At 69.5% G+C, this 13,661-nt stretch carries 14 protein-coding genes; 5 read left to right on the top strand and 9 right to left on the bottom strand.

The genetic code is table 11. The features are described 5' to 3' along the window. Nucleotides 1-147 precede the first annotated feature (147 nt). From IDM40_RS23470 to IDM40_RS23455, 4 genes are all read right to left on the bottom strand, one after another. Complete coding sequence (locus tag IDM40_RS23470) at nt 148-954, bottom strand: ABC transporter permease (protein WP_193124221.1); 807 nt, start codon at nt 952-954, stop codon at nt 148-150. 40 nt (nt 955-994) lie between these two features. Then, complete coding sequence (locus IDM40_RS23465) at nt 995-1,930, bottom strand: ABC transporter ATP-binding protein (protein ID WP_193124220.1); 936 nt, start codon at nt 1,928-1,930, stop codon at nt 995-997. A gap of 84 nt (nt 1,931-2,014) precedes the next feature. Beyond that, a complete protein-coding gene (locus tag IDM40_RS23460) occupies nt 2,015-2,671 on the bottom strand; it encodes a DJ-1/PfpI family protein (RefSeq protein ID WP_328807106.1) in 657 nt (218 codons plus the stop codon). After that, nucleotides 2,668-3,612: a GlxA family transcriptional regulator gene (locus IDM40_RS23455; protein ID WP_193124219.1), complete on the bottom strand. Its 945-nt coding sequence runs from the start codon at nt 3,610-3,612 to the stop codon at nt 2,668-2,670. The genes IDM40_RS23460 and IDM40_RS23455 overlap by 4 nt, the downstream gene beginning before the upstream one ends. Before the next feature lie 234 nt (nt 3,613-3,846). On the opposite strand from IDM40_RS23455, the gene IDM40_RS23450 reads away from it, so the two are divergent. Beyond that, nucleotides 3,847-4,308, top strand: a complete 462-nt coding sequence (locus tag IDM40_RS23450) for a P-loop NTPase family protein (RefSeq protein ID WP_193124218.1) — start codon at nt 3,847-3,849, stop codon at nt 4,306-4,308. Between the two features lie 10 nt (nt 4,309-4,318). Then, nucleotides 4,319-4,810: a redox-sensitive transcriptional activator SoxR gene (gene soxR, locus IDM40_RS23445; RefSeq protein WP_193124217.1), complete on the top strand. Its 492-nt coding sequence runs from the start codon at nt 4,319-4,321 to the stop codon at nt 4,808-4,810. Between the two features lie 69 nt (nt 4,811-4,879). Here the strand turns inward: soxR and rnhA are convergent, their stop codons facing one another. The 3 genes from rnhA to IDM40_RS23430 form a co-directional block, all read right to left on the bottom strand. Then, nucleotides 4,880-5,353, bottom strand: a complete 474-nt coding sequence (gene rnhA / locus IDM40_RS23440) for a ribonuclease HI (protein ID WP_193124216.1) — start codon at nt 5,351-5,353, stop codon at nt 4,880-4,882. A gap of 216 nt (nt 5,354-5,569) precedes the next feature. Then, the gene (gene def / locus IDM40_RS23435; RefSeq protein WP_193124215.1) at nt 5,570-6,241 is read right to left on the bottom strand and encodes a peptide deformylase; all 672 of its coding nucleotides are present in this window, start codon (nt 6,239-6,241) and stop codon (nt 5,570-5,572) included. Between the two features lie 74 nt (nt 6,242-6,315). After that, the gene (locus IDM40_RS23430; protein WP_193124214.1) at nt 6,316-6,759 is read right to left on the bottom strand and encodes an SMI1/KNR4 family protein; all 444 of its coding nucleotides are present in this window, start codon (nt 6,757-6,759) and stop codon (nt 6,316-6,318) included. A 143-nt stretch (nt 6,760-6,902) separates the two neighbouring features. Here IDM40_RS23430 and IDM40_RS23425 point away from each other — a divergent pair, with 143 nt between their 5' ends. The 3 genes from IDM40_RS23425 to IDM40_RS23415 all read left to right on the top strand — a co-directional run bounded on the left by IDM40_RS23425 (nt 6,903) and on the right by IDM40_RS23415 (nt 9,846). Beyond that, a complete protein-coding gene (locus IDM40_RS23425; protein WP_193124213.1) occupies nt 6,903-7,835 on the top strand; it encodes a hypothetical protein in 933 nt (310 codons plus the stop codon). A gap of 131 nt (nt 7,836-7,966) precedes the next feature. Further along, on the top strand, nt 7,967-9,235 hold the full coding sequence (locus tag IDM40_RS23420; RefSeq protein ID WP_193124212.1) for a sensor histidine kinase: 1,269 nt from the start codon (nt 7,967-7,969) through the stop codon (nt 9,233-9,235). Further along, on the top strand, nt 9,187-9,846 hold the full coding sequence (locus IDM40_RS23415) for a response regulator (RefSeq protein WP_193124211.1): 660 nt from the start codon (nt 9,187-9,189) through the stop codon (nt 9,844-9,846). Before IDM40_RS23420 ends, IDM40_RS23415 begins: the two co-directional genes overlap by 49 nt. A 129-nt stretch (nt 9,847-9,975) precedes the next feature. On the opposite strand, the gene IDM40_RS23410 is transcribed toward IDM40_RS23415, so the two are convergent. Both IDM40_RS23410 and IDM40_RS23405 read right to left on the bottom strand, forming a co-directional pair. Continuing rightward, nucleotides 9,976-12,063, bottom strand: a complete 2,088-nt coding sequence (locus IDM40_RS23410) for an AMP-binding protein (protein WP_193124210.1) — start codon at nt 12,061-12,063, stop codon at nt 9,976-9,978. Nucleotides 12,064-12,222: 159 nt separating this feature from the next. Further along, nucleotides 12,223-13,500, bottom strand: a complete 1,278-nt coding sequence (locus IDM40_RS23405) for a multidrug effflux MFS transporter (protein WP_407940040.1) — start codon at nt 13,498-13,500, stop codon at nt 12,223-12,225. Between the last annotated feature and the right edge of the window lie 161 nt (nt 13,501-13,661).

The following is a 13,661-nucleotide window of genomic DNA, read 5'->3' as shown; positions in this document are numbered from 1 at the left end:
CCCACACACCTTTCCATCGGGGGGAAACGAAAAGCACCCACCACCTACCCCCGCCCCACCCACCCCCACCGAAGGCCCGCACGAGAGCTCCGACACACCCGCGCTCTCGGCCCGGGGCGCCGTCACGGCCCGGGCCGCCCCCGGGCTTCATCGCCTCCTGCGGGCCCGGTGCAGTGCCAGCGCACAGCTGATGAGCCCGGCGACCACGAGCACCAGCAGCAGGCCCACCGCAACAGGACCGGCGCTGGGAACGGTGCCGCTCTCCAGTTCCCGGGCGGTGTCGATGATGTAGGTGAGCGGGTTGACCGTGGCGATCGCCTGCATCCAACCGGAGAGCTCCTCCACGGGGGCGAACACACCCGTGAAGAACGAGAGCCCGAAGAAGGCCAGGGGAACCAGACCGGTGGTCGAGGACGAGACGGTGTGCACCGCCACGGCGATGCTGAACAGGGCCACCGCCAGGCCCAGGACCAGCATGAGCCCGACCATCGCGAAGGTCTCGGCCCACCCGGTGGGCCTGTAACCCACCAGCATCGCACCCCCGGTGGTCAGCAGGGCCTGCACGCTCACAGCGACCAGGGTGGCGATGAGCGTTCCGGCCAGGAACGGTGTGGCCGTGCCGTGGGCCATACGGAGCCGGTCCAGGTAGCCGCTGGTGATGTCGCCCAGCGTCATCGTCCCGGCGGCGCCGGCACCGGTGGCCACACCCGTGAGCACGATCAGCGGCAGGAGGAAGGCGATGAAGGACTGGTCGTCGAGGTAGCTGCTGCCGACGTCGCCGAGCTGGCCCGCATAGACCAGCAGGAAGAACAGCGACTGGGCGAACGGGGTGATCAGCAGGGCCGGGGAACGGAACACCGCGCGCAGGGACCGCCGCGTGGCCGCTGCTGTGACCGGGAACGTACCGGCGCCGCGGGCAGTCGCGCGCGTGGGAGGGACAGCTGTCATGGTCATGGTGAGCTCTTCCTTACGTGGCAGAGGGGCGTGCTGTCGGTCAGGCCGCGGCCAGGCTCGCGAACACGTCGTCCAGCGAGGGATCGGCCAACCGCATCTGCTGGACCGACGCCGCGACCGAGCCGATGTCCTCCAGCGCCGAGCGCAGCACGGCCGGGTCGCGCGGAAGAGCCAGGCGCACGGTGCCCGGGTCGCCGGGTTCGGCGCGGAACCCGGCCCGACTCGCCCCGACCAGCGCCCGGGCCGTCCCGGGCGAATCCAGCGCCAAGGTCAGGGTGCGTTCGCCCACCAAGCTCTTGAGTACGTCGGGCGAGTCGTGCGCAGCGACGTTCCCCTCGCGCAGGACCACGATGTCGCTGGCCAACACCTCGGCCTCGTGCAGGTCCTGGGTGGAGATCAGCAGTGTGCTGGCCTCGCCGTTGGCGTTCAGGCGCTTGAGCTCCTCCCACAGGTCCATCCGGGCCAGGGGGTCCAGGCCGGTCGTGGGCTCGTCCAGGATCACCAGCGAGGGCGCGTTGACCAGGGCGACGGCGAGGTCGACCTTGCGGCGGGTCCCGCCGGAGAGCTTCGCGATGCGCGTGCGCCGGTGCTCGCCCAGCCCGAACAGGTCCAGCAACTCGCTCGACCGGCGGCGCGCGGCCCGTGCGTGCAGCCCCAGAACCGCCCCCTGGAAGTCGAGCACTTCCTGGGGTGAGGCCAGCGGGTCCAGGGCGTTGGACTGGGGCGCCAGCCCGATCAGCTGCCGTGCCTGCCGGGTGTGCGCGACCACGTCCTGGCCCTCCACCACGACCGTTCCCGAGCCCGGGGAGCGCAGCGTCGCCACGATCTCCAGCAGGGTGGACTTTCCGGCGCCGTTGGGGCCCAGGACCACGGTGCGGCTGCCCCGCCGGATGCTGAGGCAGAGGCCGTCGAGGACGGTCTTGTTGCCGTAGGACTTCTCCAGGTCGCGCACGGCGACCGAGGTGTGTTCGCTCATCCCACGAGCCTACCTACCGATAGGTAGGCCAGCAAGCCAGACCTCCCCACCCCCGACCACACCACCCCACAGCGCCGCCCCCGGCTACCGACAGAACCGCGACCGCTCCCGCGCCCACGCCACCACCGACCCCGGAGCCCGCCCCGGCGACCCCGCATCCCACGGCGGCGCCGGATCGTACTCACTCATCAACTGCACCCGCTGAGCCGCCTCCACCCCCACCAGACGCCCACCCAACGCCAACGCCACATCGATACCCGCACTCACCCCCGCACCCGAGGCGTACTTGCCGTCGAAGACCACCCGCTCCTCGACCACCCGCACACCCCACGCACCCAGCTCCCCCCGCGCCAACCAGTGCGTCGTCGCACGCCGCCCCTCCAACAACCCCGCAGCCGCCAACACCAACGCACCCGTACACACCGACACCGTCCACGCACTGCCCTCATCCACAGCACGCACCCAGTCCACGACCGCGCCCCCACCCATCAGCGCCTCCTGACCCGGCCCGCCCGGAACACACACCACGTCCGGACGCGCCACCTCCTCCAACCCGTACTCGGCCACCACCGCACCCCCGCGCCCGTCACCGACCACACCCGGGCGCTCAGCCACCCACACCACCTCCACACCCGGCAAGGACCGCCACACGTGATACGGGCCCACCGCATCCAGCAACGTCACACCCTCGAACACCACGATCGCCACCTGCACCGCAACACACCCCAGTTGTCGACTCACACACCACGAAACCGCTCCCTGTACCGCGACGGCGCACACCCCACCACCCGCACGAACACCCGCCGCATCACCTCCTCACCCCCGAACCCGCACCGACGCGCCACCGCCGACACCGGCGCATCACACTCCTCCAACCACCGCCGCGCCGCCTCCACCCGCACCCGCTCCACATACCGGCCCGGCGTACACCCCACCTGCGCCGCAAAAACCCGCGAGAACTGACGCACCGACAACCCCGCACGCTCGGCCAACACCCCCACCGACAGATCCGCCCCCGGATGCTCCACCACCCAGTGCTGCACCGCACGCACCCCAGAACGCTGCGCCCACTGCCCCGACAACGCCGCCGAAAACTGCGCCTGCCCACCCGGACGCCGCAGGAACACCACCAACGACCGCGCCACCTCCAACGCCACCGCCCGGCCCCGGTCCTGCTCCACCAACGCCAACGCCAGATCGATGCCCGCACTCACCCCCGCCGAGGTCCACACCCGCCCATCGCGCACGAACACCGGATCGCTCTCCACCACCGCCCCCGGGCACACCCGCGCCAACTCCGCCCCGTGCCGCCAGTGCGTGGCCACCCGCCGCCCCTCCAACAACCCCGCACCCGCCAACACGAACGCACCCGTGCACACCGACACCACCCGCTCCGACCGGGCCGCGATCCGCCCCACCTGGCCGGCCAACACCGCATCACCACCCCGCGCACCCGGACCACCCACCACCAGCAGCGTGTGCGCCCCCTCCACCTCCTCCAACGCCACATCCACCCCCACCCGCAACCCGTTGGAGGCGCGCACCCCGCGCCCGCCCAACGACGCCGTACGCACCCGGTAGAACCCCTCACCCCCGTCGGCAGCCGCAAAAACCTCCAACGGCCCCGACAGGTCCAGAGCCAACATGTCCTCGAAACAGACCAGAACCACCTCGTGCGCCATGACCCCCACCCTCACCAAACCCCCACCACGGCCACAAGGTCGCACACCCCACCACAACGGCCACCCCACCCACGGGCACCCACGCCCCCACCCGAACGTTGAACCCCCAACACCCACCACCAGCCCCGACACCGTGAGCCCCACCACCCCGGGACACGAACACACAACAAGAACTCTCACCCTCCCGCGGTGATCGAAGCACCCGAGAGGCACCACCACCAGAACGGAACACCCGTGAGGCTCACCCACCGACACACACTCCGCACCCGCCCCGCACCCACCCGCCACACCCCACCCCTGGTGGAACTGGTCGACCTCACCCTGCCCCCACACCTGCACCACCTCGACCTCACCCTCCACCCCGGCGAACGCCTCGCCCTCGTCGGCCTCACCGACCCCACCACCCTCATCCAACTCCTCACCGGACACACCCGCCCCACCACCGGCCACCTCCACACACCCCAACCCGCCCACATCCGCACCCTCGACCCCACCACCGCCCTCATCACCACCACCCACCACCGCGCACACATCACCGCCATGACCCACCCCACCCACACCCACACCGCCGACCGCATCCTCTACCTCGAACACGGACACCTCACCGAAACCGGAACCCACCGCCAACTCCTCCTGCGAGGCGGCCGCTACGCCCGCGCCTACGCCCTCACCGGCCCCCACGCCCGCCCCGCATAAACTCGGCCCCGTGGCACCCATCACCAAGGAACTCACCGTCGGCCAGGTGGCCGAACGCTCCGGCGTGGCCGTCTCGGCCCTGCACTTCTACGAACGCAAAGGCCTCATCCACAGCCGCCGCACCAGCGGCAACCAACGCCGCTACCGCCGCGACACCCTGCGCCGGGTCTCCTTCATCCGCATCTCCCAACGCGTGGGCATCCCCCTGGCCCGCATCCGCCAAGCCCTGGACCAACTCCCCGACAACCGCACACCCACCCGCACCGACTGGGCCGACCTGTCCGCCCAATGGCGCGACGAACTCGACGCCCGCATAGACCAACTCACCCGCCTGCGCGACGACCTCAGCGACTGCATCGGATGCGGCTGCCTGTCCCTGAGCACCTGCACCCTCTCCAACCCCGACGACCAACTCTCCGAGGACGGCACCGGACCCCGTCGCCTCATGGTCGAACGCTTCCGCGACGAACAGGACCACGACCACCCCGCCGATCACACCTGAGCCCGCACACACCAAAGGCCCGCACCCCCACACAAGGGGACACGGGCCCACACCCGGTGGCCGGCGCACTCAGCCCACCGCGGCCTCGTCCCGGCCGCGCCGCGCCAACTCGTCGGCGCGCTCGTTGCCCTCGTCGCCGCTGTGGCCGCGCACCCACCGCCACTCCACCTCGTGGCGCTCACGGGCCGCGTCCAGGCGCTGCCACAGGTCCACGTTCTTGACCGGCTTCTTCGCCGAGGTCTGCCACCCGCGCTTCTTCCACCCCTGCACCCAGGACGTGATGCCGTCGCGCACGTAGGAGGAGTCGGTGTGCACCACCACCGGCATCGGCCGGTGCAGCGCCTCCAACGCCTGGATCGCCGCCATCAGCTCCATCCGGTTGTTGGTGGTCTCGCGCTCGCCGCCGAACAACTCCTTCTCGTGGTCGCCGTAGCGCAACCACACACCCCACCCTCCCGGGCCGGGGTTGCCGCTGCACGCCCCGTCGGTGTAAATGACCACCTGCTGTGTCGGCTCACCGCCGCCTGTGTCCCCGTTCTGCATGCCGGGCAATCTACCGCCCCCGCGCATCACGGAAGGATCACAGCCCCCCACATCGGGGCCACTGTCAGAGCCAATCCACCCCACCGGCACCCCCACGAGCCCACCAGTGGACCACACACCCCCGCAAAGGCCCCCACCGCCCCGACCTGGCCCCAACACGACAAAAGGGCCCCGACCCGCAGGTCGAAGCCCTCACAACCGGTACATCAAGCCCCCTCAGGAAGCCGCAAGCTCCTCACCCAGCTCCCCGGCACGCTCCTCACGCCGCTCCAGGACCTCCTCGCGCATCTCCTCCATGCGCTTGAGGACCCTCTTGCGCTCACGCTTGGACAACCGGTCCACATACACCTTGCCGACCGTGTGATCGGTCTCGTGCTGCAAGCACCGCGCGAAGAACCCGCTCCCGGACACCACCACCGGCTCCCCGTCACGGTCCACACCCCGCACCGTGGCATGCTCGGCCCGCCCCAGATCCGCATGCGGCCCCGGAACCGACAGACACCCCTCGGGCTCCACCACGACCGCATCGTCCAGATCACGCTCGTCCAACACCGGGTTCACCACATGCCCCACGTGCCGCACACCCTCATCATCAGGGCAGTCGTAGACGAACACCCGCAGGTCCACACCCACCTGGTTGGCCGCCAACCCCACACCCTCGGCCGCATACATGGTCCGGAACATGTCATCGACCAGAGCCCCCAGCTCCGAACCGCCCAACATCTCCGGCCCCACATCCGCACACCGCCGGTGCAGGACCTCCTCGCCCACCTCGGTCACCCGCAACACCCCGCCGCGCACCGCCTCGGGGGCGAACTCACCGAACTCCGACACCTGGCGGCCCTGCACCACAGCGGCCACCTGCGAGGCCGTGGACTGCTCCGACATGGTCCTACTCTCAAACGTGCTCAACCTCGGTCAACACCGAAAAAGTAGCACGAACCGGCAGGTCAACCCCCGACTCACCGGAACCACGAATTCCCCTGGATCAAACACCGCGCCAAGTAGTCCCGCAACGACACCACCACCAACCGGCGCCGATCCGTCTCATGATCCCACACCACGATCCCCGGCCCGTAGTCCGTGTGCACGTACGCGAACTGCGGCCCCATGTCCGAATCACCGAAGAAGATCATCTCGTCGAAGGGCGCATACAACTCCCGATAATCCGGCTCACGCCGCATCCCCAGGTTGTCCTCCACCAGACGACGCGCACTCCACACCACCGCGTCCCCGTACTCATTGGCCACCCCGTCCACCTCGCGCAACAACGACGCCAGCTCGAACGGCAGAGGAAGCTGCAACCGCTTCTCCACCTCGGACAAGGCCACCTCGTCCACCGGATCGGCCAACACGGCCTCCGGATACATCTCCCAGATCAGTTCACGCCACACACCCCCGATCATCACAGGTCGGGCCAAGACACGGGAAATCGCCGACGGCGAGTCGCACCAGAAACCCCCAACAAACACCCACCCCGAATGCCCCACAACCTCCCAACACCCCACATGCGTGTCCCACCCCACACCCCCGCGCTCAACTGGACCCCATGCACCACACACACCTCACCACCACCACCGCCACCACCGCAGCCGCCCTACTCACCCTCACCCTCGCCACACCCGCCACCGCCCAACCCACACCACAACCCGACTACCCCGGCCACACCACCAGCCACTACATCCCCCTCCCACAAACCAACGACCACGCCCACACCAACGGATGCACCCAAGCCCAAGCCGACACCAACGGCCTCACCATCCTCTTCTTCGGCACCCAAGAAGACGACGACACCCTCCGCCAACCCGGCACCGGCCCCGACACCACCACCGAACGCACACCCACCACCGACGCCCTCGACTACGCCCACCACTGGGCCCGAGGCTTCACCGAATGCGCCACCCCCGACACCACCACCCACCTCGCCCTCGGCGTCAACAACAAGGACGACGGCGGACCCACCGGAACCCACGCCGGCACCACCTGGGCCACCACCATCGACACCGCCCAACAACGCTCCACCACACCCAACGTCACCATCACCGGCGCCATCGACGCCGAACCCGCCTGGTCCACCCCCGACTGGGCCCACGACTGGCTCAACGCCTACACCTCCACCACCACCGCACCCCTCTACGCCGCCAACTCAGCCGACGGCTGCCCCACCGACGGCGACGGCCCCTGCAACAACGACTGGACCCTCCAAGACGTCCACACCGCCGCCGGCGCCGCCCACGACAACGTCCACCTCATCCCGCAGATCTACCGCACCGACGGCACCCAAGCCCGCCAATGGGCCAACATCCACACCCACGGCGACAACGGCACCCTCCACTTCACCGGCGCCATGAGCCAACACACCGCCTGCGACCAACGCACCTGCGACGGCACCGACAACACACCCGAACAAGCCTGGACCCAACTCAAGGACGCCCTCGGAACCGACGAACTCGGCCCCGCCACCGACATGCGCTGGCCCTGACCCCACACACAAAAAAGGGCCCCACAGGCCCACAACCCACACCACCACACGGCCCCGGCCACCACCGGCCGGGGCCCCACCACCCCCACAATGGAAAGGACACCCACCCACACCACCCACGAGCAGGAACCATGACCACCACACCCCACCACCGCACCCGCCACCCCCCACACACCACCCTCGCCTACCTCATCCTCCTGCTCTCCCAACACATCGCCGCCTTCCTCCTCCTACCCCTCGTCATCGCCTCCGCCCTCCTCACCCTCATCTGGATCGGCCTGCCCTTCGTCATCCTCACCGGCACCCTCCTACGCACCCTCGCCAACAGCCAACGCCACACCCTCACCCACCTCACCCACCAACCACTCACCCCCAGCTACCGCCCCATCCCCCACCACGGCATCAACCGCCGAGCCAGCACCCTCATCACCGACCCCGCCACCTGGAAAGACCTCCTCTGGCTCATCTCCGCCCCCCTCAGCCTCCTCATCCTCGCCATCCCACCCACCCTCGCCACCCACGCCCTCTACCAAGCCACCACCGCCCTCACCCCCAACCCCGAACCCATCTACGACCTCACCACCCCCCACACCCTCACCGCCCGCCTCCTCCTCATCACCCTCGCCGCCGCCCTCCTCTACCTCGCCCACCTCCTCACCCGCCCCACACTCACCCTCTACACACGCCTCAACCACCTCCTGCTCACCTCCACCGCCAAAGCCCGACTCACCGCCCGCGTCCAACACCTCGCCACCAGCCGCGCCAACACCATCGACACCCAAGCCGCAGAGATCCGCCGCATCGAACGCGACCTCCACGACGGCGCCCAAGCCCGCCTCGTCGCCCTCGGCATGCACCTGGGCATGGCCGAACAGATCGTCACCCAAGACCCCCACACCGCCCGCACCATGCTCACCGAAGCCCGCGAAACCACCCGCCACGCCCTCACCGAACTACGCGACCTCGTCCGCGGCATCCACCCACCCGTCCTCGTCGAACGCGGACTCCACGGCGCCGTCCACGCCCTGGCCCTGACCCACCAACTCCCCGTCACCGTCACCGTGCACCTGGACGGCCGCCCCGCCGACCCCGTCGAATCAGCCGCCTACTTCGCCACCGCCGAACTCCTCACCAACGCCGCCAAACACGCCCACGCCACCCACGCACGGGTCCACATCAACCACGGCAACAACCGCCTCGTCATCACCGTCACCGACAACGGCCACGGCGGAGCCACCACCACCCCCGCCAGCGGCCTGGCCGGCATCGAACGCCGCATCGACGCCTTCGATGGCACGATGAACATCACCAGCCCACCCGGCGGACCGACCATCATCACCCTGGAGATCCCGTGCGCGTTGTCATCGCAGAAGACCTTGCCCTCCTCCGGGACGGCCTGATCCGCCTCCTGCAGGCACACGACTGCACCGTCGTGGCCGCCGTCGACAACGGCCCCGAACTCCACGCCGCCCTCACCCACCACCGCCCCGACGTCGCCGTCGTCGACGTCCGCCTGCCCCCCACCTTCACCGACGAAGGGCTCCAGGCCGCCATCGACGCCCGCACCCAGGTCCCCGGGCTGCCCATCCTCGTGCTCTCCCAACACGTCGAACAGCTCTACGCCCGCGAACTCCTCTCCGACGACCACGGCGGCGTCGGCTACCTCCTCAAGGACCGCGTCTTCGACATCGGCCAGTTCATCGAATCCATCCGCCGCGTCGCCGAGGGCGGCACCGCCATGGACCCCGCCGTCATCTCCCAACTCCTGGCCAGCCAGGACCAGAGCGGACCCCTGGCCGACCTCACCCCCCGCGAACGCGAAGTCCTCGGCGAAATGGCCGAAGGCCGCTCCAACCCCGCAATCGCCCAGCGCCTCTACATCACCGACAAAGCCGTCAGCAAACACATCAACAACATCTTCACCAAACTCGACCTCGCCCCCTCCACCGACGACAGCCGCCGCGTCCTCGCCGTCCTCGCCTACCTCAACGGCACCGACACCCCCACCTGACCCCCACACACAAAAAAGGGCCCACAGGCCCCACCCACCAGGCGCCCCCACCCCAGCACCCAGGGCCGCCCCGCACACACGAGCGGGCGGCGCCGGCCCACAGCCGACACCGCCCGCAAACACCCCGCCCTACGGACGAGACCGGTACAGACCCTCGATCTCCTCCGAGAACGCCCGCAACACCGCCTCACGCCGCAACTCACCCGAGGCCAACACCAACCCCGACTGCGCCGTGAACTCCTCCGCCAACACATGGAACGAACGCACCGCCAACCGCCGCGGCACACTCCGATTGGCCTCATAGACCAACCCCTGCACCTCACGCAACAGATCCCGGTCCCCCGCGATCTCCTCCGCCGCCATCGACAACGGCCGACCGTTCACCAACCGCCAGTACTCCAACTGGTCACGCACCAACGTCACCAACGCACTCGCGAACGGCCGCCCCTCCACGATCACCATCACCTGGCTGATCAACGGATGAGCCCGCAGCCGAGCCTCCAACCCGGCCACCAACTCCGCATCCGAAGGCTCCACAGGGCCGACAGCCCCGCCACCGGGCGCCGAACCACCCACCACCGGCAGCTCCATCGTCGCCGCCCCTTCAGAGGCACCCTGCGCAGCCGCCGGTCCCGCAGGGGCAGCCGGGGCCGGACCCACAGCACGCCGCTCCAGCCCGCCACCGGCACCCGCACCACCGGGGGCCTGCTCACCACCGCGCACCTCACCGCCCGGCGCCGGACCCACCTGAGCCGGCCCGCCGACCCCCGGGCCCGCCGCGGCCGCACCCGCCACGAAACGCCCCGGCACCGCCGCCGACGCCGACTGCACCCGCACCCGGCCCCGCGGCCACACCACACCGTCACCGTCGACCTCGGCCGCCAACCCCGTGGCCAACCAACCCTCACGGAAAGCCGAACGCGACCCCTCGCCGTCGTCCCAGTACCCCGAGAAGACCGCACCACCGCGCACGAACACCTCACCCTCCCGCGAGGCCCACACCTCACGACCAGGCAGAGCACGCCCCACCGAACCGGCCACACGCTCATCGGGACCGTTCGCAGCAAAGACCCCCGCCGTCTCCGCGCAACCCCACACCTGCATCACCGGCATCCCCACACCGGTGTAGAAAGCATCCAACTTCTCCGGCAGAGCACCGCCCCAGCACACGATCAGATGCACACGCCCACCGAAGACCTCACGCACCTTCGAGAACGACCAGTCGTACATCGACCGCGACAACCGGCGCCACGCACCCTTCTTCGGCGACCGGTCGAACTGCACCGCAGCATCCACCGACGCGTTGAAGGTCCCCAACGAGTCCCACCCCGTCGACTTGGCCGCCGCCCGCTGCTCGTCGTACACCGACGTCAGCAACGACGCCCCGCACACCACCACCGTGGGCCGGAACTCGCCCAACGACGCCCGCAACGCACCCGGCCGGCCCAACCCCACACGCACACGGCCCGCCACACACGCCACCAACGACGCCAACCCCTGCGCCTGCGACAACGGCTCGTCCAACAGGGCACTCGCCGCACCCGGATCCAACGCCGACAACCGCGGCCACATCCGGTCGACCACATCCGCACCGGCCGCCAACAACGCCCCGTGCGTGAGCACCACACCGCGCATCGACCTGGACACCGTGCTCAACGGGAACGCGATCACCGCCGGATCCTCCGCCGAAGCCGCCTCACGCCGGAACCGCACCGCCGAGGCGTCCATGTACGCCCCCAGCGAGACCACCTCGGGCAACCCCGGCGTCAACCGCCACACACGCCCCAGATCCGGCAACTCCCGCTGCATCCCCGCCACCACACGGTGCGCACGCCGCCCCTCGACCACCGCAGCGGCCGGACGCGCACTACGCACCACGTGCGCCACCCGCTCGGCCGAGGCCACCGACGGCAACGGCACCAGAACCGCACGCACCGTCCACACCGCGAAGGCCACACGCACCCAGTCGTGGTGGTTGTCGGCCACCAACAGCACCCGGTCGCCCTCACCCACACCGGCGGCCACCAGACCCTTGGCCACACCGCTCACATCAGTGGCGAAGGCCCCCGCGGTCACACGCTCCCAGTCACCGTCCACACCGGAGGGCACCGACCACGTCTGAGCGTGAGCGTCGGCGTTCGCCACCTCGTAGACCAGCTCGCCCAACCCGGACAACCGCCGAGCCCGCGTACCAGGGGTGACACTCGCCTCGCCCATACCACTCATTCCTCTGCCGCGTCGAAGAACGGGCCCAGAACAGACCCGCACACATCGGGGAAGTCGGCCCTACTGTGCCCGCAACCCCCACACCACGGCAACCCGGACCCCACCACCCACACCGCCCATACACAGGCACATCGGCCCCGCGCACACCACTCAGCCGGCCACCGACGCCCGCTTCGCACGCAGCAACCACACGTACGCCACCGCAGACAACGACGCCGCCCCGGCCATCACCACCGACATACTCACCAACGAAGCCTCACCCGAAGGCGTCAACCCCGCCAACGCGGCCACACCGCCACCCATCGCGAACTGCAACGACCCCATCAACGCCGACGCCGTACCGGCCACCGCCACCGGCTGCCCGTCCAACGCCGTCACCGTCGCGTTCGGCATGATGAAACCGACGCTGAACATCATCACCGCCAGCAACCCCACCGCCGTCCACAACGAGGCCACCCCCGCCAACGACAGCACCGTCAGCACCAGCACCGACGACAACGCCAGGGACAGCCCCACACCCAACCGGCGCAGCGTCTCCACCCGGCCCACCAACAACCCGTTGGTCTGCGTACCGGCCATCATCCCCAACGAGTTCACCGCGAACAGCCACGCATAGGTCTGCGGCGACGCACCGAACTCCTGCTGGGACACGAACGAGAACGCCGACACGTACGTGAACAGCATCCCGAAACTCAGCCCCAGCGTCAGCACCGGACTCATGAACCGCGGCTGACGCACCAGGCGCCCCACCGTCGCCACCAACTCACGCGGCCCCCGCCGCACCCGCTCGGCCTCCGGCAGCGACTCCGGCAGCCACACCAGCGTCACCACGAAGCTCAGCGCCGACATGGCCGCCAACACCCAGAAACTCAGCTGCCACGGCCCCACCAACAGCAACTGCGCCCCCAACAACGGGGCCAGCAGCGGCGCCAACATCATCACCAGCGCCAACCGCGAGAAGAACCGCACCGCCTCGTCACCGCGGAACAGGTCACGCACCACCGCACGGGCGATCACCGCACCCGCGGCACCAGCCATCCCCTGGACGAACCGCAACACGATGAACGCCGTCACGTTCGGCACGAACACACACAGCACCGACGTCACCGTGAACACGGCGACCCCCACCAGCAACGGCTTGCGCCGGCCCAGCGCATCGCTCATCGGCCCGATGATCAGCTGCCCCAGCGACAACCCCAGCATCATCGAGGTCAACGTCAGCTGCACCTGCGCCTCGACCGTCCCCAGATCCTCGGTGATCTGCGGGAACGCGGGCAGGTACATGTCGGTGGCCAACGGACCCGTCGCCGTCAGCAGACCCAGCACCAACACCAGGAGCACGACCGAACGGCGCGTCCTGGGCGCTGTCTCGGAGGGCTCCGGACCCTGGTGGTCGGCGACCGGGTCGGGGGAGTTCGGGGACCGCACAAGCACTCCAGTTCACACAAGACGGAAAAGCCGGCGCACACACCCTGGGAGCGCATCCACCGACAAGGGGCCACTCCATACCAACACCGCCCACACCCGAAAAGCTGCCCCGTACCACCCGGTAAGAATGTGACCTCGGTTACCTGGACGAAACACACCAC

The sequence above is a fragment of the Nocardiopsis coralli genome (genome assembly GCF_014892575.1).
Classification (GTDB): Bacteria; Actinomycetota; Actinomycetes; order Streptosporangiales; family Streptosporangiaceae; genus Nocardiopsis; species Nocardiopsis coralli.
This window is presented reverse-complemented; position numbering and strand designations above follow the sequence as displayed.